This window comes from Pseudomonas sp. C9-3 (genome assembly GCF_032392015.1).
GTDB lineage: Bacteria > Pseudomonadota > Gammaproteobacteria > Pseudomonadales > Pseudomonadaceae > Pseudomonas > Pseudomonas nitroreducens.
Map to the genome: position 1 here is coordinate 160,689 of NZ_CP135919.1, position 25,308 is coordinate 185,996.

Below are 25,308 nucleotides of genomic sequence, written 5' to 3' on the forward strand. Positions count from 1 at the left end.
CCTCAGTTCCCCACGTGTGCGGGGAAATCCTTCAGCAGGCGGGCGATGCCTTCGTCCACGGCCTGCTGGGTGATCTTCGGGTCGTGCAGCTGGCGCGCCACTTGTGCCTGGTACAGCACCTGCCCGGTAGCCTCGTCGAGAATCCTCAGCGCCAGGCGCGCCTGTTCCTGATCGGTGAACTGGGTCTGGGTCATCACGCCCGCGCTGGTCGCCACCGGTCGCTGGACGATACCGGTCTGGCTGTCCAGGCCGACGGCATAGATCACCCGTAGCTCTCCCGAGCTTTCCTTGAATTCATAGCCCTTGGCTTCCAGCGCGCGGCGTACGGCGAGATCGAAGCGATCCTCCAGATCCTCGCGGTGGCCTTGCGCGCGCACGGCCTGGATGAAGAAGGTGCTTTGCCGGCCATTGGCGGCGGGTGAGACGCTGATATCGGCGGGGTCGCTGCCGGCGCAGGCACTCAGCAGCAGGAACAGCAGGGGAAGGATCAGGCGGGACATGGGCGTGCCTCTTGTCGTTGTTCCGCAAGCCTAGCTGCAGAACCCGGAGGCGCCGCCCAACCCTAGGTTGGGCGGCCCGTCGTGGTCGCGGGGGCTCAGCGGCGGGTCAGCAGCACGCCGGCTTCCATGTGGTGCGTGTAGGGGAACTGGTCGAACAGGGCGCAGCGGCTGACCTGGTGGGTGTCGTGCAGCTGGGCGATGTTCTGTGCCAGGGTCTCCGGGTTGCAGGAAATATAGAGGATGTTGTCGAAGCGGCGGGTCAGCTCGCAGGTGTCCGGGTCCATGCCGGCACGCGGCGGGTCGACGAACACGCTGCCGAACTCGTAGGACTTCAGGTCGACGTCAGCCAGGCGTCGGAACGGACGCACCTCGTTGAGCGCCTGGGTCAGCTCCTCGGCGGAGAGTCGCACCAGGGTGACATTGTCCACCGCGTTGTCGGCCAGGTTGGCCAGGGCGGCGTTCACCGAGGTCTTGCTGATCTCGGTGGCCAGCACCTTGCGCACGCGAGTGGCCAGCGGCAGGGTGAAGTTGCCGTTGCCACAGTACAGCTCCAGCAGGTCGTCCTCGCGCTGGCCCAGGGCTTCGTAAGCCCAGTTGAGCATCTTCTGGCAGACCTCGCCGTTAGGCTGGGTGAAGGCGCCCTCCGGTTGGCGGTAGCGGAAGGTGCGGCCGGCAACGGTCAGCTCTTCACTCACGTAGTCACGGCCCACCACCAGACGCTTGCCGCGGGAGCGGCCGACGATGCTCACGCCCAGTTCGGCGGCCAGCTTCTCGGCAGCGACCTGCCAGGCTGCATCCACCGGGCGGTGGTAGCAGAGGGTGATCAGCGCATCGCCCGCCAGGGTGGTAAGGAATTCCACCTGGAACAGCTTGTAGCCCAGCGTCGGCTCGGCCCAGGCGGCCTTCAGGCGCGGCATCAGCTCATTGATGCGCTGGCTGGCGATAGGGAAGGCTTCGATCAGGATCGGCGTGTGCTTGTCGCCCTGCTCGAACATCGCGTAGTGGCGTGCCTCACCTTCGCGCCACAGGCGGAACTCGGCGCGCAGGCGGTAATGCTCGCGGGGCGAATCGAACACCTCCGGCTCAGGCGCAGCGAAAGGCGCCAGCAGCTCGCGCAGGCGCGCGGCCTTGTCGGCCAGTTGGCTGTCGTAGTGGGAGGGATCGAAACGCGGACTGCTCATGGGACGGGTAACTCGTGTAGTCGGCGGCATTTGATGGGTATCGCTGCGCTCCACACCATCCTACGTTGATGCCATTTGTAGGATGGGTGGAGCGCAGCGATACCCCTGCCGCAAAAGTAAAATCAGGCGTTGAACCAGCCCAGCTTGATCACGAACAGCACGGACAGGATCACCAGCGCCGGGTTCAGTTCGCGGAAGCGGCCGGACAGCAGCTTGCAGGCGGTCCAGGTGATGAAGCCGAAGGCAATGCCGTTGGCGATGGAGAAGGTCAGCGGCATTGCCAGGGCGGTCACTACCACGGGGGCGGCGACGGTCAGGTCGTCCCAGTCGATCTCGGCCAGGCCCGAGGCCATCAGCACGGCGACGAAGAACAGCGCAGGCGCGGTGGCGAAGGCCGGCACGTTGCCCGCCAGCGGAGCGAAGAACAGGGCCAGCAGGAACAGCACGGCGACCACGATGGCGGTCAGGCCGGTGCGACCACCGGCGGAAACGCCCGCTGCCGACTCGATGTAGCTGGTGGTGGTGGAGGTACCCAGCAGCGAGCCGACCATGGCGGCGGAGCTGTCGGCGATCAGTGCGCGGCCCATCTTCGGCATGTGCCCGTCCTTGCCCATCAGGCCGGCGCGTTTGGCTACGCCGATCAGGGTGCCGGAGTTGTCGAACAGGTCGACGAAGAGGAAGGCGAAGATCACGCTGAACAGGCCGATATCCAGCGCGCCCTTGATGTCCAGTTGCAGGAAGGTCGGTGCCAGGGACGGCGGCATCGATACCACACCACCGAACTGGGAGACGCCGATGGCGATGGAGATGAAGGTGACGACCAGGATGCCGATCATCACCGCGCCGGTCACGCGGCGGGCTTCCAGGGCGACGATCAGGATGAAGCCGAGGATCGCCAGCAGCGGTGCGGGCTTGGCCAGGTCACCCATGCCCACCAGGGTGGCCTGGTTGGCGACGACGATGCCCGACTCCTTCAGCGCGATCAGCGCGAGGAACAGGCCGATGCCCGCGGCGATGGCCGAGCGTAGGGCCAGCGGGATGCTGTTGATGATCCACTCGCGGATGCGGAAGATCGAAATAATGAAGAACATGCACGCGGAGAGGAACACCGCACCGAGCGCCACTTGCCAGGTGTGGCCCATGTGCAGGACCACGGTGTAGGTGAAGAAGGCGTTCAGGCCCATGCCGGGAGCCAGGGCGATCGGGTAGTTGGCGATCAGGCCCATCACCGCCGAGCCGATGGCGGCGGCGAGGCAGGTGGCGACGAAGATCGCGCCCTTGTCCATGCCCGTCTCGCCGAGGATGCTCGGGTTGACGAAAAGGATGTAGGCCATGGTCAGGAAGGTAGTGATACCCGCCAGGATCTCGGTGCGCACATTGGTGTTGTGCGCCTTGAGTTGGAACAGCTTTTCCAGCATGTTTGGCTCCCCGTGACGCTCTCGCGCCGTTATCGTTCTGGCCGGGAAAAGCAAGGTACATGCCCAAGTGGGCCCTGCGCCTTTTCTTGTGGCCGGCAAAAGGCGCGCATAATACCAGCTTGCCCTGAGCCGGAGAATTTCTGACCGGACCGCCAGCATCCGTTCGTCTGCAAGCTTAGTCGCGGGTGCCGACCAAGGGAGTGCAACTTGTGCGCTGACGGTGGTCTGATCCTTCATAACCCTGGCCCGACCGGGCCGCTCTGTCCGATTCGCAGTCGATGAAACGCTCTATTCCGATCCTCCTCGCCTCATTGTTGGGCGCCTGCGCCGGTGCACCGCCGTCGGCGCCGCAGCACACCTTTGATGTCCACGCCCTGGCCGAGAAGCCCACGGCCACTACCCGTACCCTGGCTGACCCGCAGGGCAAGGCGGTGCTGCTGGAGACCCATCCCGTCCTTACCCAGCGCGACGTGCAGCGGGCCGAACTGGCCAGCGTGGCCGACGGCAAGCCGGCAGTGCGCGTGCGCTTCACCCCCGAAGCCAGCCAGCGCCTGGCCAGGCTGACCGAGGAAGAGCAGGGCAAGGCCCTGGCGGTGGTGATCGACGGGCAGCTGCGACTGCTACCCAAGGTGACGCGGGTGGTGACGGATGGCCAGGTGATGCTCAAGGGGTTTGCCAGCCAGGCGGAGGCGGAAACGCTGGTGCGGCGACTCAACGACTTGCGGGATGTGCCGGTGCAGCCGGAGCAGAAGTCGGGCGGGCAGCCCTAGCCCGTCCTTTATGGGGCGTATCCCTGAGTAGGGCGAATAACCTGGAACAGGTTATCCGCCGGCTGCGTGGAGGCGGATAACGCTGGCGCGTTATGCGCCCTACGAAGCTTTATTACTGCTACCGGTGCGCAGTGGGTTTTTCGTAGGAGCGACCTTGCTCGCGAAGCGCACAACACGGGTGCCAGGCTGGAGCTTGTTCGCGAGCAAGCTCGCTCCTACAGGATCAGCCTGAGTCCTGTGAGCGACAGACATGAAAAAGCCCGGCATCTGCCGGGCTTTTTTATCGCGGTTCGCGGTGTGGGCTTAGGCGCCGTAAACCGGGAACTTGGCGCAGATGGCCTTGACCTTCTCGCGCACGCCGTCCACCACGGACTCGTCGCCCATGTTGGTCAGGATGTCGCAGATCCAGCCGGCCAGCTCGCGGCACTCGGCTTCCTTGAAGCCGCGGGTGGTGACGGCCGGGGTGCCGATACGCAGGCCGGAGGTGACGAACGGGGAACGCGGGTCGTTCGGCACGCTGTTCTTGTTCACGGTGATGAAGGCGCGACCCAGGGCAGCGTCGGCATCCTTACCGGTGATGTCCTGCTTGATCAGGGACAACAGGAACAGGTGGTTCTGGGTACCGCCGGAAACCACGTCGAAGCCGCGTTCGATGAACACGCTGGCCATGGTCTGGGCGTTCTTCAGGACCTGCTGCTGGTAAGCCTTGAACTCGGGCTGCAGGGCTTCCTTGAAGCACACGGCCTTGGCAGCGATCACGTGCTCCAGCGGGCCACCCTGGGCGCCCGGGAAGACGGCGGAGTTCAGCTTCTTCTCGATCTCTTCGTTCTTGCGAGCGAGGATCAGGCCGCCGCGCGGGCCGCGCAGGGTCTTGTGGGTGGTGGTGGTGACCACGTCGGCGAACGGTACCGGGTTCGGGTAGACGCCAGCGGCGACCAGACCGGCCACGTGGGCCATGTCGACGAACAGGTAGGCACCGACCTTGTCGGCGATGGCGCGGAAGCGGGCAAAGTCCAGCACCTGGGAATAGGCGGAGAAGCCGGCGACGATCATCTTCGGCTTGTGCTCGACGGCCAGGCGCTCGACTTCGTCGTAGTCGATCAGGCCGGCGTCGGTGATGCCGTACTGCACGGCGTTGTACAGCTTGCCGGAGGAGGAAACGCTGGCGCCGTGGGTCAGGTGACCACCGTGGGCCAGGCTCATGCCCAGGATGGTGTCACCAGCCGACAGCAGGGCCAGGTAGACGGCGGCGTTGGCCTGGGAGCCGGCGTGCGGCTGGACGTTGGCGTAGTCGGCGCCGAACAGCTCCTTGGCGCGGTCGATGGCCAGCTGCTCGACGACGTCGACGTACTCGCAACCACCGTAGTAGCGCTTGCCCGGGTAGCCTTCGGCGTACTTGTTGGTCAGCACCGAACCCTGGGCTTCCATCACCGCCGGGCTGGTGTAGTTCTCGGAGGCGATGAGCTCGATGTGCTCTTCCTGGCGCTGGGCTTCCTGCTCCATCGCGGCGAAGAGTTCGGCATCGTAGCGGGCGAGGGTCAAATCACGGCTGAACATGGCGGTCCTCTTAAGGATCGGGTGCTGGGGAAAGGCGCGCATTCTAACCCAAGGCGCCGGTGCTGGCACATGAAAGGCGGTCATGTGGCTGACAAGCGGGGTTCAAGGCCAGGGTCGCGGGAGAGACGAGCGGCCGCGTGGCGTGGATAGCCGCGTGTCGAAGGTGCAGGATGAACACGTTGCAGGATGGGTATCGCTGCGCTCCACCCATCCTGCAAGGGCGCTCGCCTGCTGCGCCGTTGTGCGGTCAGCCCAACAGGAACAACGCATTGCTGGCGAACAGCGCGGCGAACTGGTCGGCCGGCACCGGGCGGCCGAAGAGGAAGCCCTGCACCTCGTCGCAACCGTGCTCGCGCAGGAACTCCAGCTGCTCGTGGCTCTCCACGCCTTCGGCGATCACCATCAGGTTCAGGCTGTGGGCCATGGCGATGATGGCGCGGGCGATCTGTGCGTCCTGTTCGCCGTGGGGCAGGCCGTCGACGAAGCTGCGGTCGATCTTCAGCACGTCGATGGGGAACTGCTTGAGGTAATTGAGCGAGGAGTAACCGGTGCCGAAATCGTCGACCGCAATCGCCAGGCCCAGACGTTTCAGGCCCTGAAGTATCTGCATCGCCTGGGAAACGTCGCTCATCAGGATGCTTTCGGTCAGTTCCAGCTCCAGGCACGCCGGAGCGATACCGGTGTCCTCGAGGATGCCGGCGATGCGCTCGCCCAGTTGCCCGTCGGCGAACTGCCGGGCCGAGAGGTTCACGGAAATCTTCGGCACCCGCACCTTGTCGCGGTGCCAGGCGCGCAGCTGCAGGCAGGCCTGCTCCAGCAGCCAGTCGCCCACCTGGGCGACCAGGCCGAGTTCTTCCAGTACCGGGATGAACTCCGCCGGCGGGATCAGCCCGCGCTTGGGATGCTGCCAGCGCAGCAGCGCCTCGGCGCCGGTCAGGCGGCGGCCGTCGCCGGTGAACTGCGGCTGGTAGTGGAGGACGAACTCTTCCTGCTCGATGGCCCGGCGCAGGTCGCTTTCCAGTTCCAGTCGCTCCAGCGCCCGGGCGTTCATCTCGGCCTGGTAGAACTGGAAGTTGTTCTTGCCCATTTCCTTGGCGTGGTACATCGCCGTGTCGGCGTTCTTCATCAATTGGCTGAGCTCGGCGCCGTCCTGCGGCGAGAGCGCCACGCCGATGCTGGCGGTGACGAAGAACTCGCGGCCTTCCAGGGTGAAGGGGCGGGCGAGACTGGACAGAATCTGCTCGGCCACCTGGATCGCCTGCCGGAGCGCCTTCTCGCGGTCCTTCTGGCCGGGCAGCAGCAGGGTGAACTCGTCGCCGCCCATGCGCGCTACGGTGTCGTCGTCGCTGACGCAATGGCTCAGGCGCTCGGCCACTTCCTTGAGCATGCGGTCGCCCGCGGCGTGGCCGAGGGAGTCGTTGATCGGCTTGAAGCGGTCGAGGTCGAGGAACATCAGCACGACCCACTGCTGGTGCCGCTCGGCCTGCAGCAGGGCGGTGTGCAGGCGGTCCTGGAACAGCGTGCGGTTGGGCAGGTGGGTCAGGGCGTCGTAGTACGCCAGGCGGTGGATGCGCCGCTCGCTGGCCTTGCGTTCGCTGATGTCGCTGAAGAAGCAGACGAAGCTGACCAGGTCGCCTTCCTCGTCATGCACCGCGGTGATGCCGACCCAGCTCGGATAGAGCTCGCCGCTCTTGCGCTTCTGCAGGATTTCGCCTTCCCAGCTGCCGCTCTTGCGCAGGCTTTCCAGCACATGCTTGAGCTGGTTGGCTTCCTGGCGGTCGGCGGTGAGCAGGCGCGGCAGCTGATCCAGCACTTCCTCGGCGGAGTAGCCGGTAAGGCGGCTGAAGGAGTCGTTGATCTGCACGATGTAGCCGGCCGGATCGGTAACCATGATCGCCGCAGTGGAGTGCTCGAACACCGTCGCCGCCATGCGCATCTCGCGCTCGGCGCGGCGCTGCTGGCTGACATCGCGGGCGACGCCGAGCAGCCCCTCGAAGCGGCCGTGGTCGTCCCACATCAGGGCGATGCGCAGCTCCACCGGAATCTTGTGGCCGTCGGCGTGCAGGCAGTCGAGGCTGAACAGCTGCGGCTCGGCGTTCTCGCGCAGCTCGGCCAGGCGCTTGGGTTCGCCGATGGCACCTTGCACCCGGTTCAGTAGTTCGTCCAGGCGCTCCAGCTGCGCCGGGTTGGCGGCGACCTGCTGGAAGCCGTTGGCCAGCACCCATTCGGGACTGTAGCCGAACACCTGCTGGATCGACGGGCTGATGTAGTTGAGCTGGACCTGGGCGTCGGTGGAGAGGATCACGTCGCTGATGCTCTCGGCGAGCATGCGGTAGCGGCGGCCGCTCTCGCGCAGGGAGTTGTGCGCCTCGACGGTGTCGGTGATGTCCTTGGCCACGCCGATCAGGCGGGCCACGCGACCGGCATCGTCGCGAGTCAGGGCCTGCTCGCGGATATCGAACCAGTGCCAGGAGCCGTCGCGGTGGCGCCAGCGCAGCTGGCTGTCCAGCAGCAGGCCATCGCCTACTACCTGCTGCAGGTTGCGCACGCGCCAGTAGTACTCGACGTCATCCGGGTGCAGCACCTTTTCCCAGAAGCGCTCGCCCATGTCGCGAAGTTCGTCGCCGGTGTAGCCCAGCTGGTAGCCGAGATTGTGGTTGGTGAAGATCACCCGGCGCGCGGCAATGTCGTGGATGTAAAGGGTATCGGGCACCGCGCGCACCGCGTCGGACCAGAACTTCTCGCGCTCGATCAGCGACAGTTCGACCTGCTTGCGGCTGGTGATGTCCGACAGGCTCAGGGTGACCGCGTGGAAGTCCTGGATCATCTCCGGCACGCGCAATTGCAGCCACAGGTGGCGCTGCTCGCCCTGCCGGGTATTGATGCAGGCTTCCAGTTCGACCATGCCCTGGCCATGCAGCACGGCTTCGAGCACCTTGCTGCGCACGCCGTCCGGGCGCATGCCGGCACTGCCGATCAGTACCTGCCAGGCCTGCTCGGTGTTGCTTACGCGCATCAGGCGCTTGGCGACGTTGTTGATCTCGGTGATCTTCGCCTGGCGCAACAGCCAGGGCAGGCGTTCGGGTTGCGAGGCGATCCAGTCGCGCAGGTCGCTCTGCCGGCGCAGGTTGAGGTCCACCAGGCTCTGGCGCAGGGCCGAAAGGTCAAGCACGCAGAGCGCTACGCCGACGCCGTCGAAGATGTCCTGATAGCGCCGGCGAGTCTCCTCGAGGATGTGCAGCGCCTGCTGCTCCTCGGTGACGTCGCGCAGCACCCAGACCTGCCCGCCCTGGGGCAGGTTGCCGCGCAGGACCCAGATCTGCTCCGCGGCTAGCGGGCTGTCGTCCAGCGAGTGATGGCTGACGGCGAACAGGCGTGCCTGGCCGGTATCGTTGACGCGGACCAGTTCGGAGCCGTTGTCGGACGAGGTATCGGCGCCATTCAGCAGGCCGCCCAGGCCAGGCAGCAGCTCCAGCAGGTGATGCTCGCCGGCCTTGTCGGCGGCGATGCCGAACAGCTGCTCGGCCTGTGGGTTGAGGTAGGCGAGGCGACCGTCGGCGCGGGTCACCAGGACGCGTTCGTCGATGGCGCCCAGGGCTTGGGCGGCCTGGCGCAGGCTCTGCTGCGACTCCACGGTCAGCGCCCGCAGGTTCTGCTGTTCCCGTTGCAGGCGTAGCAGGGCGGCGCCGGCGATGCCGGCCAGCACCAGTAGCAGGGCCAGCTCGCCGCCCAGGCGCGGCAGCAGGGTGGCGCGGATCTGCCGGTCGTCGAATTGCGGGCGCAGCTGCCAGTCGGTGTTCTGGATCTCCAGGCCGTCCAGGCTCTGCGCCTGCTCCAGCGGCGAGGCGGCGGACAGTGGGCCGGGACGGAAACCGCTGGAGCGGCCGAGGACCTTCTGCTGGACGTCGTCGACCAGGATCCAGTCCGGCGACTCGGGGCGTATCTGCGCCGCCCAGCCGCGCCGGGCAATCTTCTCGTCGAGGCGGATGACGCTGTCGCCTTCGCCAGGTTCGGTGGCCTTCAGCCAGACATAGAAGTGGCCGCCATTTTCCTCGCTGAAGGCGTAGTGATAGCTCTGCTGCCGGCTGCGCTGGCGCAGGGCCTCGATGAACGCCGCGTCCTTGAAGTTGCTGGCGGAGTCGCGCAGCGGCGCGCCGTTGACGTCGAGCCGGACCAGGCTGTGGAAAGAGGGATAGATGTGGGTCAGGCCGGCGATCAGCGGCGGCTGGATGTCCCCGTTGTCGCGGCCCTGCTCCTGCTGCAGCAGGGCCTGGGCCGCCACTGCCTTGAGCTCCAGGGTCAGGGAGATTCGCTGGGCCATCTGTTCGCCGTGCAGCACTACCCGCTCGCGCTCGAAGCGTTCCTGGTTGCGGAACTCCTGGTGCAGCTGCCAGCCCAGCAGGCCGAGCATGAACAGCACCAGCAGCACCAGGGCGGTCCGGGTCGCCACGCGGCCAGGCCTGGCCAGGGCGTCCGTAGGGGGACGGGGGAAAATAGACAAGGACTTAGGGACCTGGGGCGATACGGCTGAATTCGGCGCAGGCTAGGATGCCCGGAAAGGCGGCGAAGTGCCAGTATGGCCGACGAGCGTCGTTTGCCCTTCCCGCCTCATTCCGGTAGCTTTGCCGCACGCGCGCGTGATGTACGGCCAAAGTTCGGGGCATAAAGTACATCCCCGCAGAGTCTCGCGCGAAGGGCCGTCCATCGGCCGTTCGCGCCCTTCGGTGGCCCGCAGTGCCGCCGTTCCGGCCCCAAGTGCCGGCGTCCCGGAACCTGCCGTCGTCCGTTCCGGCCATCCCGATCATCAATTCATCCCAGAAGTCAGGTATCCATGGCTCAATACGTCTACACCATGCACCGGGTCGGCAAGGTCGTGCCGCCCAAGCGTGAAATCCTCAAGGACATCTCCCTGTCGTTCTTCCCCGGCGCCAAGATCGGCGTTCTCGGCCTGAACGGCGCGGGTAAATCCACCCTGCTGCGCATCATGGCCGGCGTCGACACCGAGATCGAAGGCGAAGCCCGCCCGATGCCGGGCATCAATGTCGGCTACCTGCCGCAGGAGCCCAAGCTCGACCCGCAGGCCACCGTGCGCGACATCGTCGAAGAAGCCGTTGGCCAGATCAAGCAGGCCCAGGCCCGCCTGGATGAAGTCTACGCCGCCTACGCCGAGCCGGACGCCGACTTCGACGCCCTGGCCGCCGAGCAGGCCAAGCTGGAAGCCATCCTCCAGGCATCCGACGGCCACAACCTGGAGCGCCAGCTGGAAGTCGCCGCCGACGCGCTGCGCCTGCCGCCGTGGGACGCGAAGATCGAACACCTCTCCGGTGGTGAAAAACGCCGCGTCGCTCTCTGTCGCCTGCTGCTGTCCGCTCCGGACATGCTGCTGCTCGACGAACCGACCAACCACCTGGACGCCGACTCCGTCGCCTGGCTGGAACACTTCCTCCACGACTTCCCGGGCACCGTGGTAGCGATCACCCACGACCGTTACTTCCTCGATAACGTCGCCGGCTGGATCCTCGAACTGGACCGTGGCCACGGCATCCCGTTCGAAGGCAACTACTCCGGCTGGCTGGAATCCAAGGCCAACCGCCTGGCCCAGGAAGCCAAGCAGGAAGCCTCCCACGCCAAGGCCATGAAGGCCGAACTGGAGTGGGTGCGCCAGGGCGCCAAAGCTCGTCAGTCCAAGTCCAAGGCGCGCCTGCAGCGCTTCGAGGAGCTGCAATCGCAGGAATTCCAGAAGCGCAGCGAGACCAACGAGATCTACATCCCGGCCGGTCCGCGCCTGGGTGACAAGGTCATCGAGCTGCACAACGTCACCAAGGGCTACGGTGAGCGCGTACTGATCGACAACCTGTCGCTGGCCATTCCCAAGGGCGCCATCGTCGGCGTGATCGGCGGCAACGGCGCGGGTAAATCCACCCTGTTCCGCATGCTGACCGGCAAGGAGCAACCGGACTCGGGCACCATCGAGATCGGCGAAACCGTGCAGATCGCCAGCGTTGACCAGAGCCGTGAAATTCTCGAAGGCAACAAGACCGTGTGGGAACAGGTGTCCGACGGCTTCGAGCAAATCAAGATCGGCAACTACGAAGTCCCGTCGCGCAGCTACGTCGGCCGCTTCAACTTCAAGGGCGGCGACCAGCAGAAGTTCGTCAAGGACCTCTCCGGTGGTGAGCGCGGCCGCCTGCACCTGGCCCTGACCCTGAAGCAGGGCGGCAACGTGCTGCTGCTCGACGAACCGTCCAACGACCTCGACGTGGAAACCCTGCGTGCGCTGGAAGAAGCGCTGCTGGACTTCCCCGGCGCCGCCATCGTGATTTCCCACGATCGCTGGTTCCTGGACCGCATCGCGACCCACATCCTCTCCTACGAGGACGACGGCAAGGTGACCTTCTTCGAAGGCAACTACACCGAGTTCGAAGCCGATCGCAAGAAGCGCCTGGGCGACGCTGCCTCGCAGCCGCACCGCGTGCGCTACAAGAAGCTGGCGTAAGCCTCTTCGCGATGAAAACGGGGCCTTCGGGCCCCGTTTTCATTTCTGTGCCTTGTTCAGCGGCTGCGCTTGAGATCGTCCAGGGTGCGCCGCTGCTCCTCCAGTTGGCGCTGCAGTGTGTCGATTTGCCGCGCCTGGTCCTGCAGCGTGCGCTGCTGTTCTTCCAGCTGCCGCGACATGCGTTGCAGGTCGTCGGTGCTGAAGTTCGACTTGTGGATCACTTCGCTATCGAATGTATCCGCGACCACCAGGGCACCGGACTCGGTGAAGTTGCCCAGTTTCATGGCCGCCTGGGCGGGCAGGGCGAGGGCACAGGTGAGAGCGGCGAGGAGCACGATCGAGCGTATGTGCATCGGGAGCATCCTGAGAGGGCTGCGTTGTTTGAATGCAACTGTCTATTGATTTTGTATACAAAAATCTGGTTTTCTGCTGGTCCGGCAGAAGTGGGATTTATATTTTTGCACCATAAAGATTCATAAAAGCGTCACGCTGCACTATCTGAGTGCGACGTGGGTTGTTAGAGTCTGCCGGCAAAAAGCATCACATAACCAGAAAAGTACCGGTGTAGACATGACGCAATCCGTTGACTCGTTCCTCGAGCGCCTCAAGCTGCGCGACCCCGATCAGCCCGAATTCCACCAGGCGGTGGAAGAGGTGCTGCGCTCCCTCTGGCCCTTCCTCGAAGCCAACCCGCACTACCTGCAGGCCGGCATCGTCGAACGCATCGTCGAGCCCGAACGCGCGATCCTGTTCCGCGTGCCGTGGGTGGACGACGCCGGGCGAGTACGGGTCAACCGCGGTTTCCGCATCCAGATGAGCAGCGCCATCGGCCCATACAAGGGCGGCCTGCGTTTCCACCCTTCGGTCAATCTCGGCGTGCTGAAGTTCCTGGCCTTCGAACAGGTGTTCAAGAACTCCCTGACCTCGCTGCCCATGGGCGGCGGCAAGGGCGGTTCGGACTTCGACCCCAAGGGCAAGAGCGACGCCGAAGTCATGCGCTTCTGCCAGTCGTTCATGAGTGAGCTGTTCCGCCACGTCGGCGCGGACCTCGACGTGCCGGCCGGAGACATTGGCGTCGGCGCCCGCGAAATCGGCTACCTGTTCGGCCAGTACAAGCGCCTGTCCAACGAGTTCACCTCGGTGCTGACCGGTAAGGGTATGTCCTACGGCGGCAGCCTGATCCGCCCGGAAGCCACCGGCTACGGCTGCGTGTACTTCGCCCAGGAAATGCTGAAGGCCCGCGAGAGCGGCTTCGACGGCCAGCGCGTGGCCATCTCCGGTTCCGGCAACGTGGCCCAGTACGCCGCGCAGAAGGTCATGGAGCTGGGCGGCAAGGTGATCTCGCTGTCTGATTCCGAAGGCACGCTGTTCTTTGAAGCTGGCCTGACCCTGGAGCAGTGGGAAGAAGTCATGGCGCTGAAGAACGTCCGTCGCGGCCGCCTCAGCGAGATGACCGGCCCCGGCCTGCGCTTCATTGCCGGTGAACGTCCGTGGTCGCTCGCCTGCGACATCGCGCTGCCTTGCGCCACCCAGAACGAGCTGGACGCCAACGACGCGCGCACCCTGCTGGCCAACGGCTGCATCTGCGTGGCCGAAGGCGCGAACATGCCGTCGACCCTGGAGGCTGTGGATATCTTCCTCGAGGCCGGCATCCTCTACGCGCCGGGCAAGGCTTCCAACGCCGGCGGCGTCGCCACCAGCGGTCTGGAGATGAGCCAGAACGCCATGCGCCTGGCCTGGACCGCTGGTGAAGTGGACCAGCGCCTGCACGGCATCATGCAGAACATCCACCATGCCTGCGTTGCCTACGGCGAGGAGAATGGCCGGGTCAACTACGTGAAGGGCGCCAACATCGCCGGCTTCGTCAAGGTTGCCGACGCCATGCTGGCCCAGGGCGTCGTCTGACCGCTCCGCGAGCATGAAGAACGGGCCCGATGGGCCCGTTTTTCATTTCAGCGGTCGTATCGGTTGCCCTTGTAGGAGCGAACTTGCTCGCGAACCTCTCGAAGCTGGGGGGCTGTTCGCGAGCTGGCTTGCTCCTGCAGGTTCGTCGTCGAACCGCTCAGTCCACCGGTTTGGGCGTAGTCGCCGTGCTTGGCGGCAGCAGCGGGTACTCCACCTTCGGCTGCTTGCCGGTGGCGGTCTTGAGGAAGGCGACGATGTCGCCGACTTCTTCCGCGTTGAGCTGCTTGCCGAGCTGTGCGGTACCCATGATCGCTACGGCTTCCTCCAGATTCCAGACCTGCCCGCTGTGGAAGTACGGCGCGGTCAGGGCGATGTTGCGCAGCGGTGCAGCGCGGAACACGTATTGGTCATTCTGCGTCTTGGTCACCTCGAAGCGACCCAGGTCGCCGGTGGGCAGGATCTTGCCGTCCGGCTTCTTCACCAGCCCGAACGGGAAGTACGCCTGGCCGCCCAGGTTCACGCCGTTGTGGCAGCTGATGCAGCCGGCGCTCATGAAAGTCTGCAGGCCTTTCTTCTCCTTCGCGTCGAGGGCGGTTTCGTCGCCCTTGAGGTAGAGGTCGAAGCGCGAGTCCGGGGTGATCAGGGTCGATTCGAAGGCCTGCAGTGCACGGGCCATATTGTCGAAGCTGACTGCCTGCTTGTCGCCAGGGAAGGCCTTGCCGAAGGCGGCGACGTATTCCGGCATGCTCTGCAGCGTGGCCTCGACGTTCTTCGGCGTGTTGTGCATCTCTACCGGGTTCTGCACCGGGCCCTTGGCCTGTTCTTCCAGGTCCTTGGCGCGGCCATCCCAGAACTGTGCGATATTGAACACCGCGTTGAACACGGTGGGCGAGTTGCGTGCCCCCTTTTGCCACGCGTGGCCGCTGGACGCCGGTACGTTGTCCGCGCCGCCGGTGCCGATGTTGTGGCAGGTGTTGCAGCTGATCACGTGGCTGGCGGACAGGCGCGGCTCGAAGAACAGCTGCCGGCCCAGCTCGATCTGGTTCGGGTCGAGCTTGTCGCTGGGCTGCTCGGGGATTGGCTTGAAGATGCTGTTGGCCTGGTCGCGCAGGGCGTCGGCATTGGCGTGGGCCGCCGCCGTGCTCACCGCCAGCAACAGGCTGCCCAGGGCCAGTTTGAAGGGCTGCATGTGGAGTCTCCTTGTCTCAGGCTTTATTGGTTTTTTCTGAGTTCAAGAAGAGGCCACTACGGGATGGTCCGGCTTGACTGAAATCAACCGGCGGAGCCTTGCAGGTGCGGGAGGTTGCCGCAGCGGTCAGTTGCCGCGCAGGGCGTGGGACAGCGCACGGTCCTTCTGCTGTTCCCAGTCACGGTCCCGGTCGCTGTTGCGCTGCTCTTCGTACTGCTGGCGCTCCTGGCTCACGCGCATCGCCTGGCATTGCTGGAAGCCGTCGTTCCAGCCCAGGGCGTACTTCGCCTCACCGAGGTAGCGCGGCACGTTCTTGCGAAACTCACCGGTGATGGCGCCCGCGGCCTGGCGGCCACTGCCGCAGCCATCGTCGAAGCCATCGGCATAGGCTGGCGGATAGCCCTGGGCGATCAGGGATTCGTGGGTGGTTTCGCAGCCGGCGAGCAGCGCGGCGCAGAGCAGGACGAGGGCGGCGCGTGGCGCCATGGAGACTCCCGTGTGCCGGGGAGGCGGGCACACGCGCCGGGTAGGGTGATTGGGCGGCACTCTATCCGGCGTTTGGTGAGGAAAGCGTCAAGCTGGCGTGATACGGATGTGCTGGCCGGTTGTCGCCCGTGCCGTGCAGTCGATGCGCACCGGCAGGAAGGCTTCGACCACTGCGCGGTTGCTCAGCAGGTGATCGCTCAGCGCCGGCGTGGTGAAACTGCCACCGCCGGCCAATGCCATGGGCAGCAGCAACTGGTCGGCGAGATGTTCCTCGACGCTGGTGCCGCTGCGGCGCCAGTCATCGGCCTGGCGCAGCGCCTGGCTGGCGACGCGCTCGGCGCTGACGCCGGACTGGCCGAAGGCGCAGAACACCAGGCTCAGTTGCTCGCACTCGATTTCCAGCAGCAGCGCATTGCCCGGCCCCTGGTCCTCCGGCAGGCGGACGACCTGAACGGATGCGGCGTGCCAATCCTGATGCCGCTTCACCTTCTCCAGTTCGCGATCCGCCACGTGGCCGGGGATGGCGGCCAGCACTGCATGGGCCGAGCGTGAGCGTTCGGCCCCCGCATCCGGCAGATGCAGCGGTTGCAGTTCACCTGGCATCACGCGGACCGCCAGTTCACCACCGCCCGCCGGCATGAAACCATGGCGCAGCAGTTCGAAGTCCACCTTCGCCCCCATGCGCCGCAGCAACGGCAACCAACTGCGCTCGATGAAATCCGCCGGCGGTGCCAGCGGGTTGTGCGTGCCGCCGCTGATCGCCAGGCTGCTCGGGCCATCGGCGAACAGCAGGGCGGGCAGCAGCGTCTGCAGTACCAGCACGGCACTGCCCGCGCTGCCGATGGCGAAGCGGTAGTCGCCGCCGCGAATTGCGCCAGGGCGGAAGATCAGGCTGCGCGAGCCCAGCTCGTCGCCTTCTACCGCCGCGCCGCAGATTTCCGCCGCTGCGCGCACCGCCGTCAGGTGCTGGCGCAGCAGTCCCGGCCGCGAGCGCCGGCCACGGATATTGACGATGCGCAGCGCCTTGCCGGTGATCATCGACAGGCTCAGCGCGCTGCGCAGGATCTGCCCGCCGCCTTCGGCGCCGTCGAGTTCGATCAAATCCTTGTTCATTTTGTGTAGTCCTTGTGTGCTCGCTCAGTCGGCTCGAGGCGGCGAATTCAATCAATGCAGGTCAGGCTGCCATTGGGCAGCTGACCGGTCGCGACCATCTGGCGGATTCGTTCTGCCAGCACTTGCCGCTCTTCATTCGGTGTCAGTGGGTCCTGGCCCGCGTAGCGTTGATAGCTCCATGAGCGCAGTGCTTTCACCCAGTAGGTCGAATCGGACGTTTCGTCGATCTGCCGCAGCAGGTAGGCGAGGCGTTGCCAATACGCCAGTAGGCCGAAGAGCGCTTCGCGGCGAGTCTCATCCAGCTCCCGCCAGCGTTGATCCAGGTAATGGCTGATCGGTCCCTGAAGGCTCTCCCAGGAGAGTTTGCGCAACCGTGCGAGGGCGCCGCGAAACACCTTGGGCGAAGGATGCTCCAATTGCTCGATGAAGGCCGGTAGTGCCTCGTCGTCCAACTGGGCGATGGCTACCAGTCGGGTCCGCGTGCTGGCCGAGCGCAATGCGACGTCGAGCCAGGCCGTCGGCACCGGCTTGCCAAGGGCCGCACTCAGGCTCAGCACACCCAGCCATTGAGCGGTGGTCGCTGGCATTGCCCCGGATACGCTTTGCAGCAGTACCTGTGCCGGCTCGATTCCTTCCCGTGGCGCGTGCCACAGCGCTATCGAGCGCACGCTCGCCGAACTATCCAGCAGTCCACGTTCAAGTGCCTCGAGCGGCGCCATCGACTCTTTCATCAGGAGCCTGAGCGCCTTGCCGCGCACTGTTGCCGAAGCGTTGGTCATGGCCGTTTGCAGCAGTGCTTGCCGGGTCGCGATCGGCTGCTTTCGGGCAGCATCCACTGCCAGTGTACGCACCACCGGGTCGGGATGACGCAGCGCCTGCTCCAGCAGCGCAGCGGAGCCATCGCCCTCGGCCAGTACGCGGAAAAGCAAGCGCGACGCCTGTCCGCGCAAACCAAACCAGGCTGCCTTGACCTCCGCCGCATGCTCCGGTCGGGCCAGCAATGACTGCACTTTTTGCAGCAGGGAGCGATGATCGCCGCGTTGCTGACGGCTCAGCACAAGCAGTTGTGGCAGGTTCTGCAGGACCAGCGAAACCTGCTCATCGGCCAGGTAATCTTCGATGCCCTGCAGAGCCTGTACGCGTATGGCCGGCACCCAGTCGTTAGCGCGGGTGAGCAGTACGCCGAGTGCTTCTGCGGAACGCCGATGGGCCAGCATGCGCACGGCCAGTTCGCGGACATATCCGTTGTAGCTGCGGCTCCAGCCTGGCCAGTCCGTTTCAGGGTTGGCGTTCGCCAGTACGGTCAGTGCTTCGTTGACATCGTAGCCAGGGCGCTGCTGGCCCAGCCAATTGCGCAGCGCTTGCGCCGTCTCGTCCGTGGGGTTGTCCGGCGAGCGCCTGCGCTCCAGCCAGAGTTTGAGTTGTTTCATATTTCCCTCTCTGTGCGCGCTCAATGGTCAGGCGCGCATTTGCAGTCCATTGTCGTCGGCGACGTCTGTTGTCAATCTGTCGCGCTGGCGGCCAGCGCGGACAATTTCCGGCGCCGCGGGTTGTACAGGGTGAGACACCAGATGCCCCACCACTCCTTGCCGTCGTCGAAGTAGCTGCTCCAGTTACTGCGATGGGGCTCGGTATCGCAGTCGCCGACCCAGTCGAGTACGTGCAGCTCCTCGGCCGGGTACAACCGCAGCGCCTGCAGCCATTCACGGAAGTCCGCTACCTGCAGTTGGGTGCCGTAGGGCGGATCGCAGAAGGCGCGGCACAGTGAGCCGTCGTCGTGTGCCAGTTCACGCACGGCCTCGAGATCGAGGGCCTGCGGGCGGGCCTGGGCCAGGTTCGGCGTCAGGTCCGGCCAGTGCTGCTTGGCATAGCGGGAGTCCTTTTCGATCAGCTCCAGGCGCCACAGGCGCGCGCGCTCGTTGATCGTCTCGAACAGCATCTGCAACGCCAGGCGATGTTCCGCTTCGCCGGGCGTGGCGGTCGGGTCCAGTGCCAGCGCGCGGAAGTCGAAGACGCAGCCCGCCTGTTCCAGGCGGCTGCGCAACTCTTGCGTGCGCTGGTTTTCCATGGGTTGCAGCATGTCCTTACCTCATCCTTTGACGCACACCACCTGACGCAGGGTGTGCAGCACTTCCACCAGCTCGCGCTGGGCGTCCATCACGGCGTCGATGTCCTTGTAGGCCATGGGGATCTCATCGATCACGTCCTTGTCCTTGCGGCATTCGACGTGGGCGGTGGCGCGCACCTGGTCTTCTACGCTGAACAGCTTCTTCGCCTTGGTGCGGCTCATGGTCCGGCCGGCGCCGTGGCTGCAGGAGCAGAAGGCTTCCTCGTTGCCCAGGCCGCGGACGATGAAGCTCTTGGCGCCCATCGACCCCGGAATGATGCCGAGCTGGCCCTTCTGCGCTGACACCGCGCCTTTGCGCGTTACCAGTACCTCCTCGCCGAAGTGGCGTTCCTTCTGCACGTAGTTGTGGTGGCAGTTCACCGCTTCCAGGCTGGCCTCGAACGGCTTGCGGATCACCTGCCGCGCCGCTGCGATCACGGCGCGCATCATCAGTTCGCGGTTCTGCCGGGCGAAGTCCTGGGCCCAACCGACGGCTTCCACGTAGTCGTCGAAGTGCTGGCTACCTTCCTCGAAGTAAGCCAGGTCTCGGTCGGGCAGGTTGGCGATGTGCTGGCGCATATCGGCCTGGGCCAGTTCGATGAACAGGTTGCCGATGGCGTTACCCACACCGCGCGATCCGCTGTGCAGCATGAACCAGACGCGGTTGGCTTCGTCGAGGCAGACCTCGATGAAGTGGTTGCCGGTCCCCAGGGTTCCCAGGTGCTTGCGGTTGTTGGTTTTCTCCAGCTTCGGGTACTTTTCGGTGATCGCCTTGAAGCGCCCGGCCAGTGCTTTCCACGCATCGTCGGCGTGCTCGGGCACGTCTTCCCAGGCGCCCTGGTCGCGGCGGCCGAAGGTCTTGCCGTGGGGCACCGCCTTCTCGATGGCGGTACGCAGCCCGTGCAGGTTATCCGGCAGGTCCGAGGCCACCAGCGAGGTGCGCGCGGCGATCATGCCGCAGCCGATGTCCACGCCCACGGCCGCCGGGATGATGGCGCCTTGGGTGGGAATCACGCTGCCGATGGTCGAGCCCTTGCCCAGGTGCACGTCCGGCATGACCGCCATGTGCTTGAAGATGAAGGGCATCTTCGCGGTGTTCATCAGTTGCTGTTTGGCGTCTTCTTCCACCGGCACGCCCTGGGTCCAGAGCTTGATCGGTTTGCCGTTGGCGACTTCCAGAAGTTGGAAGGTTTTCTCTTTCATGTCCGTTTCCTTCGTTGCCGAGCAGGCCCTTGTCAGGCCTGCTTCAGCGTTACCAGTCCATTCAATACCTGATCCAGGCCGCCGAATACCGAGATGCGGTCGATTCGTTCGGCCACCCGTTCCAGGGTTTCCAACTCCTTCAGGCGCAGGGCGGTGGGGTTGTCTTCCATCACCTTGGCCGTGTTCAGCAGCGAGCGGGTCGCCGAGGTTTCTTCGCGGCGACGGATCACGTTGGCCTGCGCCGCTTTCTCCGCTTCCACCACCTGAGCCAGCAGGGTCTTCATCTCGCCCGGCAGGATGATGTCGCGCACGCCCAGGCCGCTGACTTCGATGCCGGTGCCTTGCAGCCGCTCCTTCAAGTAGGCGCCGACCGATTCGTCGATCACCTGCTTGTTTTCCAGCAGTTCATCCAGCGTGCGCGTTCCCACCGCCGCCCGCAGGCCGAATTGCAGCTCGCGGTAGAGGTGCTCCAGCGGCTTGGACAGGCTGGAAAACGCCTTCAGCACATCGCTGTAACGCCAGTTGGCGGCCAGGTTCAGGCGCAGGCTCACCTTGTCACGGGTGAGGATTTCCTGCCCGCTGACCTCCAGCGCCTGGATGCGTGTATCGATCAGCTCCACGCTCACCTGGCGGTTGTAACGCCAGAAACCATACTGGCCGGCCGGCAATAACTCGACCACCGCGCCGTCGACCTTCAGCACGCCGACCTGGTAGGCCAGCACCAGGGTTACCAGCAGCGCCTCGGCGCCGATCACGCTGCGGCCGCGCAGGTTGCCCTGCATCTGCTGCAACAGCGACGGTGCGACGCGGTACTCCTGGCTCAGGTCGATGCGCTCCAGGCGCTGCTCGGTCTGGCCCTTCCAGTACAGTTGGCGGCTGCCGGGTGCGAGGATCTCCACCAGCACGCCGTCCTCGAAACGCAGGCCGGCCTCGTTCTCGGCCAGGTCCATGCGGGTGAAATAGCGTTCGACCAGCGCAGGTTCGGACTGGCGCAGGTAGCCGGCCAGGCGGTGCTCGAACAACGGGGTGTTCAGGCTGAAGGTTTCCACGCTCAGGCGGTTGTACAGGTCCAGGTGGCGGTGGATACCCGGCTCGAGGATCGCCAGGAAATCGCCCTCGGAGTACAGCAGGCCACGTTCGTTCTTCTTCACGGTAAAGCGCTTCAGCAGTTTCATCTCGTTCTCTTCCTTCTTCTCTTTGTCCTTGGGTGCCGGTGTTCGCCGGCCCGTCGGGTGGCGAGGAGGGAGCCTGCGAGAGCCAGGTACTGCGGACTTCCTGTCCATTGCGCCGAATCCATCGGCCAGCACGTGTCTTGTCGCAGGCCCGGTCCTCGTACCGGGCGGGCCGGCAGTGGCTTCGGGTCCCTGGCATATCCGGCCTTCCTGGCCGCTTTGCGCCTGTCCCGTCGCCCACCGGCGGGGTGTTGCCTTCATGAGTAGCTGCCTTAACAGGGCAGTGTTCGAGCGGGAGTCGAACCCGCGACAGGCCATTCCTTCGATGGCTGCTCTACCGGACTGAGCTATCGAACGGCGCGGGCAGGATTCGAACCTGCGACGGTTCCCTCGAAAGGGAGTGCTCTACCAGGCTGAGCTACCGCGCCATCGACCGTGACTGCTGCAGCGGCATGCACGAAGCCGACACCAGGGGTGGGCTCGGGCACCGGCGGGAGTGGAAGTCCCTGCCCGTGGGCTGCATCAGCGATGCGGTCGAGGGAGATATAGCGAGGGGCGTGCCAGGTTTGTTTTTGGTGGATGATGAGATCTTATAAATCGCTGATAAATAACGATTTAATTATTTTTATTACATGAATATCTGATTTCGTTAGTTGGTCGGAAAGGAGATTTATGGATATTCTGAGATCGTTATTTATCTTGATGGATAAAAGATGAAAGCCAAGAAAACGGTCGCCATCGGCTTCCTCGGTTCAACCCTGGACCGCGTCGGCAAGGGCGCGGCGCGCTGGCAGAAGTGGCGGCCCACGGTCGGGCTGTGCCAGCAGCAGGACTTGCTGATCGACCGCCTGGAACTGATCCACGGGTTGGATGCGCGGGATGTCAGCCTGGCCGAGCGCATCGCCGCCGACGTGCGGCATATCTCTCCGGAAACCGAGGTGCGCCTGCAGCCGATGGCGCTACGCAATCCGTGGGACTTCGAGGAGGTCTACGGCGCGCTGCATGATTTCGTCGGCGGCTATGCCTTCGATACCGAGCACGAGGACTACCTGGTGCACATCACCACCGGGACCCACGTCGCGCAGATCTGCTGGTTCCTCCTGACCGAGGCGCGCTACCTGCCTGCGCGGCTGGTGCAGGCCTCGCCGTCGCGGCGCAAGGACGAGGCGCGGCAGCCGGAAGGGACGGTCGCGGTCATCGACCTCGACCTGTCGCGGTACGACCGCATTGCCACGCGCTTCCGCCGTGAGCAGGAGGAGAGCCTGGCGTTCCTCAAGTCCGGCATCGCCACGCGCAACGCCGAGTTCAACCGCTCCATCGAACAGATCGAGCGGGTTGCCGGGCGCTCCCGTGCGCCGATGCTGCTGATCGGTCCGACCGGCGCCGGCAAGTCGTTCCTCGCTCGCCGTGTCTACGAACTCAAGCGTGCGCGGCACCAGTTCCAGGGGCGTTTCGTCGAGGTGAACTGCGCCACGTTGCGTGGCGACGGCGCCATGTCCGCGCTGTTCGGTCACATCAAGGGCGCCTTCACCGGCGCGCAGAGTGCCCGTGAAGGCCTGCTGCGCGCGGCAGACGGCGGCATGCTGTTCCTCGACGAGATCGGCGAGCTGGGCCTGGACGAGCAGGCCATGCTGCTCAAGGCCATCGAGGAGAAACGCTTCTTCCCGCTCGGATCGGACCGCGAGGTGGGTAGCGATTTCCAGCTGATCGCCGGTACCCACCGCGACCTGCGTGAGCGCGTCGCTGAAGGGCTGTTCCGTGAGGACCTGTTTGCCCGCATCAATCTCTGGACCTTCGACCTGCCGGGCCTGGCCGGGCGCCGCGAGGACATCGAGCCGAACATCGATTTCGAGCTGGAGCGCCACGCCCGCGAGCAGGGCCGGCTGGTGCGCTTCAACCGCGAAGCGCGCATGCGCTACCTGGCCTTCGCCAATTCGCCGCAGGCGCTGTGGAGCGGCAACTTCCGCGAGCTGTCGGCGTCCATCACGCGCATGGCGACCCTGGCCGACAGTGGGAGGGTCGACGAGGCGCTGGTCGAGGAAGAGATCGGCCGGCTACGCCGCTCCTGGGGCGCCACTCAGGCGGAAAGCCTGCTGCAGCCTTTGCTGGGGGAGGGCGCCGAGGCGCTGGACTTGTTCGACCGCCTGCAACTGGAAGCGGTAATCGGCGTCTGTCGGCAGGCGCGTAGCTTGTCCGACGCCGGTCGTCAGCTGTTCGCCATCTCGCGCCAGGAAAAGCAGAACCCCAACGACGCCGACCGCCTGCGCAAGTACCTGGCGCGCTTCGGCCTGGATTGGGCGTCGTTGAGGGACTGAGGCGCAATGCGCCTCAGTAGTGGTACCAGCGCAGTTCCAGCATCACCTCGTTGCGCGGGCTGGCCTCGTGGCTGAACTCGCGTTGGGCGGATAGGCGCAGCCCCAGGTTGCGGCCCAGTTCGACCTGTTGGCCGAAGCTCAGGGTGCGGCGCACTTCGCCGTTGTGGAAGTAGTCGCCCTTGCCTTCCAGGCTGAGGTTGCCCAGCGGGTTGCTCCAGAGCACGCCGGTGTCGAAGCCCATGGCCGGGGCGATGGTGGCGGCGAAGTCCGAGTTGTTCTCGATGCGCGCGGTGCCCAGGGCATAGGCCTGCAGGTCGTCAGTCAGCTTCCAGCTACCGCCGGCGCCGCCGTTCAGGTGGCCGACCAGGGTGTCGTGGTCGTTGTCGCTGTGCTTGCCGATCACCCGCTCCCAGCCGCCGGCGACCTGCCAGGACAGCGGTTGCAGCAGCTCGTTGCGTGGTGTCATGGAGCGGATGGTGACCAGGTCCAGTTGCTGCAGTTGCCAGCGGTTGCCCTCGTACTGGCGCAGCTTGAGCTGGCCGATCTCGATCTGCGCGCCCAGCGGGAAGCCATAGGCGTTGTCGTCGAGGTCGTGATAGGCCATGCGCAGGCCGTACTGGGCGAAGGCTTCGCCGTCACGGCTGCCGGCGCCCAGTTGCCAGGTGCGCGACTCGTGGCCGTTCTCCGGTTGGCCGGGGCGTTCCACGTCCAGCGCTGGCGGCGGGTTGCGGTTGATCGCCTTGAGCAGGTTGTAGCTGCGCGAGGCGGTGGCCTGGTCGCGCTCCTGGCCAGTGGCGCGGTAGCGCACCAGGCGGAAGGCGGTGTCCTGCACCAGGGCCTGGCGGTCAGGGGGCAGGGCGGCGAATTCGGGGCTCTGCAGCTGGCTGTCGTCATCGGCGATGTGTCGCGCCAGTACTTTCTCGTCGTGGCTCAGCGGTTCGCCGCGGGCCAGCAGTTCGCGTTCGCGGGAGGGGCGGTAGTCCACACGATCGATCAGCCCGGCGTCCTTCACCGCGCGCACGGTGTCGGTGGGGATGGCGGTGAGCGGGAAGTGGTCGGTGAGCTCGGTGCCGGGACGGGCGATCTCCAGCAGCTCCAGCAGGCGGAAGGAGCAGTTCTCGTCGAAGAAGTAGTACTTGAAGCGGATCTGCTTCAGCTCCCAGACGTGCTCGACCATGCGCGCGGTTTCTTCCGGCGTCAGGTTCAGGCGGTATTCCCAGAGGTCGCGATTCTCCAGGCGGCTGTATTCCGAGAGCTTCTCGCGGTAGGGCACCAGGGCGAACAGGCCGGGGTAGCCGCCCATCAGGCCTTTCCAGGCGTAGAGGATGCTGTTGTCCATGCCCTCGATGTAGGCGCCGAAGTTGAGCGCGTAGCTGAGCAGGGCGGTGTTGTCGGAGTCGACGTCGGCCTGGTCGATGCGCAGCAGGGTGTGGCCGAACATCGAGGACGGGCTGTTCAGGTAGGCGGCCGGGAACACCAGCACGGCGCTGTGCGGGTTGATGTCGTGGTACCAGGTGGTGAATTCCTTGCACTCGACCGCCGGCAGGTCATCGAGTTGCAACTGCTGGCGCAGCCAGCGGGTGCGCGCCGGGTAGACGCACTGGGCATGCTTGTCGCCGAGGCTGGCCGGGGCGTAGAGGGCCTCCACGGTGGCGGCCAGTTCCGACTGCGGATGGCGGTCACCGTCCTTGGCGAGGAAGAACTTCGGGTCGTCGACGAAGCTGCGCCAACCACCGAGCTTGGCGTGTTCGTAGTGACCCAGGGCCAGCCAGTAGGGTTCGTCAGCCAGCGTCTGCAGGCGTTGTGGGTCGATCGCCGGCGAAGCCAGCAGTGGGGTGCAGGCGCACAGCGCCATCCAGGGCAACAGGCGTTTGGGCATCGAGTGGGCTACTGGAA

The 25,308-nt window shown here is 65.3% G+C and carries 18 protein-coding genes and 1 tRNA gene; 4 read left to right on the top strand and 15 right to left on the bottom strand.

Features of this window, described 5'->3' with window-relative positions:
* Positions 1-2: 2 nt before the first annotated feature.
* From RS899_RS00760 to RS899_RS00770, 3 genes are all read right to left on the bottom strand, one after another.
* Positions 3-500, bottom strand: coding sequence for a DUF4136 domain-containing protein (locus RS899_RS00760; RefSeq protein ID WP_315808852.1), 498 nt, complete (start codon positions 498-500; stop codon positions 3-5).
* Between the two features lie 95 nt (positions 501-595).
* On the bottom strand, positions 596-1,681 hold the full coding sequence (gene trmA, locus RS899_RS00765; protein ID WP_315808853.1) for a tRNA (uridine(54)-C5)-methyltransferase TrmA: 1,086 nt from the start codon (positions 1,679-1,681) through the stop codon (positions 596-598).
* Positions 1,682-1,803: 122 nt separating this feature from the next.
* Positions 1,804-3,099 (bottom strand): NCS2 family permease, encoded by a 1,296-nt coding sequence (locus RS899_RS00770; protein ID WP_054908404.1) that lies wholly within the window; start codon positions 3,097-3,099, stop codon positions 1,804-1,806.
* Between the two features lie 278 nt (positions 3,100-3,377).
* On the opposite strand from RS899_RS00770, the gene RS899_RS00775 reads away from it, so the two are divergent.
* Entirely contained in the window at positions 3,378-3,869 is a 492-nt protein-coding gene (locus RS899_RS00775) for a SecDF P1 head subdomain-containing protein (protein ID WP_169941927.1), read from the top strand.
* A 303-nt stretch (positions 3,870-4,172) separates the two neighbouring features.
* On the opposite strand, the gene glyA is transcribed toward RS899_RS00775, so the two are convergent.
* The gene (glyA, locus tag RS899_RS00780; RefSeq protein WP_024763060.1) at positions 4,173-5,426 is read right to left on the bottom strand and encodes a serine hydroxymethyltransferase; all 1,254 of its coding nucleotides are present in this window, start codon (positions 5,424-5,426) and stop codon (positions 4,173-4,175) included.
* A 247-nt stretch (positions 5,427-5,673) separates the two neighbouring features.
* Positions 5,674-9,837, bottom strand: coding sequence for an EAL domain-containing protein (locus RS899_RS00785; protein ID WP_315810388.1), 4,164 nt, complete (start codon positions 9,835-9,837; stop codon positions 5,674-5,676).
* A gap of 420 nt (positions 9,838-10,257) precedes the next feature.
* Here RS899_RS00785 and ettA point away from each other — a divergent pair, with 420 nt between their 5' ends.
* On the top strand, positions 10,258-11,922 hold the full coding sequence (gene ettA / locus RS899_RS00790; RefSeq protein ID WP_054908406.1) for an energy-dependent translational throttle protein EttA: 1,665 nt from the start codon (positions 10,258-10,260) through the stop codon (positions 11,920-11,922).
* A 56-nt stretch (positions 11,923-11,978) separates the two neighbouring features.
* Here ettA and RS899_RS00795 read toward each other — a convergent pair whose 3' ends face one another.
* Positions 11,979-12,275, bottom strand: coding sequence for a hypothetical protein (locus RS899_RS00795; protein WP_315808854.1), 297 nt, complete (start codon positions 12,273-12,275; stop codon positions 11,979-11,981).
* 217 nt (positions 12,276-12,492) lie between these two features.
* Here RS899_RS00795 and gdhA point away from each other — a divergent pair, with 217 nt between their 5' ends.
* Positions 12,493-13,827: an NADP-specific glutamate dehydrogenase gene (gene gdhA, locus RS899_RS00800; protein ID WP_315808855.1), complete on the top strand. Its 1,335-nt coding sequence runs from the start codon at positions 12,493-12,495 to the stop codon at positions 13,825-13,827.
* A gap of 157 nt (positions 13,828-13,984) precedes the next feature.
* Here gdhA and RS899_RS00805 read toward each other — a convergent pair whose 3' ends face one another.
* The 8 genes from RS899_RS00805 to RS899_RS00840 all read right to left on the bottom strand — a co-directional run bounded on the left by RS899_RS00805 (position 13,985) and on the right by RS899_RS00840 (position 21,525).
* Entirely contained in the window at positions 13,985-15,016 is a 1,032-nt protein-coding gene (locus RS899_RS00805; RefSeq protein WP_315808856.1) for a cytochrome-c peroxidase, read from the bottom strand.
* Positions 15,017-15,142: 126 nt separating this feature from the next.
* Positions 15,143-15,502: a hypothetical protein gene (locus RS899_RS00810; protein WP_064979909.1), complete on the bottom strand. Its 360-nt coding sequence runs from the start codon at positions 15,500-15,502 to the stop codon at positions 15,143-15,145.
* Between the two features lie 87 nt (positions 15,503-15,589).
* A complete protein-coding gene (gene rtcA / locus RS899_RS00815; protein ID WP_315808857.1) occupies positions 15,590-16,615 on the bottom strand; it encodes an RNA 3'-terminal phosphate cyclase in 1,026 nt (341 codons plus the stop codon).
* Positions 16,616-16,662: 47 nt separating this feature from the next.
* Positions 16,663-18,045, bottom strand: a complete 1,383-nt coding sequence (locus RS899_RS00820; RefSeq protein ID WP_315808858.1) for a hypothetical protein — start codon at positions 18,043-18,045, stop codon at positions 16,663-16,665.
* 71 nt (positions 18,046-18,116) lie between these two features.
* The gene (locus tag RS899_RS00825; RefSeq protein ID WP_315808859.1) at positions 18,117-18,695 is read right to left on the bottom strand and encodes a hypothetical protein; all 579 of its coding nucleotides are present in this window, start codon (positions 18,693-18,695) and stop codon (positions 18,117-18,119) included.
* Positions 18,696-18,704: 9 nt separating this feature from the next.
* On the bottom strand, positions 18,705-19,925 hold the full coding sequence (locus tag RS899_RS00830; protein ID WP_315808860.1) for an RtcB family protein: 1,221 nt from the start codon (positions 19,923-19,925) through the stop codon (positions 18,705-18,707).
* A gap of 32 nt (positions 19,926-19,957) precedes the next feature.
* Entirely contained in the window at positions 19,958-21,100 is a 1,143-nt protein-coding gene (locus tag RS899_RS00835; protein WP_315808861.1) for a slipin family protein, read from the bottom strand.
* 352 nt (positions 21,101-21,452) lie between these two features.
* Positions 21,453-21,525: transfer RNA gene (locus RS899_RS00840), tRNA-OTHER, on the bottom strand.
* Positions 21,526-21,810: 285 nt separating this feature from the next.
* Between RS899_RS00840 and rtcR the strand changes: the two genes are divergently transcribed.
* Positions 21,811-23,412, top strand: a complete 1,602-nt coding sequence (rtcR, locus tag RS899_RS00845; protein WP_315808862.1) for an RNA repair transcriptional activator RtcR — start codon at positions 21,811-21,813, stop codon at positions 23,410-23,412.
* Positions 23,413-23,425: 13 nt separating this feature from the next.
* Here the strand turns inward: rtcR and RS899_RS00850 are convergent, their stop codons facing one another.
* Positions 23,426-25,291, bottom strand: coding sequence for a DUF4105 domain-containing protein (locus RS899_RS00850; RefSeq protein ID WP_315808863.1), 1,866 nt, complete (start codon positions 25,289-25,291; stop codon positions 23,426-23,428).
* Positions 25,292-25,308: the final 17 nt, after the last annotated feature.

Excerpts from the sequence above, each read along its gene's own strand:
- RS899_RS00760 (WP_315808852.1), bottom strand. The coding sequence starts at position 500 with ATGTCCCGCCTGATCCTTCCCCTGCTGTTCCTGCTGCTGAGTGCCTGC.
- trmA (WP_315808853.1), bottom strand. The coding sequence starts at position 1,681 with ATGAGCAGTCCGCGTTTCGATCCCTCCCACTACGACAGCCAACTGGCC.
- RS899_RS00770 (WP_054908404.1), bottom strand. The coding sequence starts at position 3,099 with ATGCTGGAAAAGCTGTTCCAACTCAAGGCGCACAACACCAATGTGCGC.
- RS899_RS00775 (WP_169941927.1), top strand. The coding sequence starts at position 3,378 with ATGAAACGCTCTATTCCGATCCTCCTCGCCTCATTGTTGGGCGCCTGC.
- glyA (WP_024763060.1), bottom strand. The coding sequence starts at position 5,426 with ATGTTCAGCCGTGATTTGACCCTCGCCCGCTACGATGCCGAACTCTTC.
- RS899_RS00785 (WP_315810388.1), bottom strand. The coding sequence starts at position 9,837 with ATGCTCGGCCTGCTGGGCTGGCAGCTGCACCAGGAGTTCCGCAACCAG.
- ettA (WP_054908406.1), top strand. The coding sequence starts at position 10,258 with ATGGCTCAATACGTCTACACCATGCACCGGGTCGGCAAGGTCGTGCCG.
- RS899_RS00795 (WP_315808854.1), bottom strand. The coding sequence starts at position 12,275 with ATGCACATACGCTCGATCGTGCTCCTCGCCGCTCTCACCTGTGCCCTC.
- gdhA (WP_315808855.1), top strand. The coding sequence starts at position 12,493 with ATGACGCAATCCGTTGACTCGTTCCTCGAGCGCCTCAAGCTGCGCGAC.
- RS899_RS00805 (WP_315808856.1), bottom strand. The coding sequence starts at position 15,016 with ATGCAGCCCTTCAAACTGGCCCTGGGCAGCCTGTTGCTGGCGGTGAGC.
- RS899_RS00810 (WP_064979909.1), bottom strand. The coding sequence starts at position 15,502 with ATGGCGCCACGCGCCGCCCTCGTCCTGCTCTGCGCCGCGCTGCTCGCC.
- rtcA (WP_315808857.1), bottom strand. The coding sequence starts at position 16,615 with ATGAACAAGGATTTGATCGAACTCGACGGCGCCGAAGGCGGCGGGCAG.
- RS899_RS00820 (WP_315808858.1), bottom strand. The coding sequence starts at position 18,045 with ATGAAACAACTCAAACTCTGGCTGGAGCGCAGGCGCTCGCCGGACAAC.
- RS899_RS00825 (WP_315808859.1), bottom strand. The coding sequence starts at position 18,695 with ATGCTGCAACCCATGGAAAACCAGCGCACGCAAGAGTTGCGCAGCCGC.
- RS899_RS00830 (WP_315808860.1), bottom strand. The coding sequence starts at position 19,925 with ATGAAAGAGAAAACCTTCCAACTTCTGGAAGTCGCCAACGGCAAACCG.
- RS899_RS00835 (WP_315808861.1), bottom strand. The coding sequence starts at position 21,100 with ATGAAACTGCTGAAGCGCTTTACCGTGAAGAAGAACGAACGTGGCCTG.
- rtcR (WP_315808862.1), top strand. The coding sequence starts at position 21,811 with ATGAAAGCCAAGAAAACGGTCGCCATCGGCTTCCTCGGTTCAACCCTG.
- RS899_RS00850 (WP_315808863.1), bottom strand. The coding sequence starts at position 25,291 with ATGCCCAAACGCCTGTTGCCCTGGATGGCGCTGTGCGCCTGCACCCCA.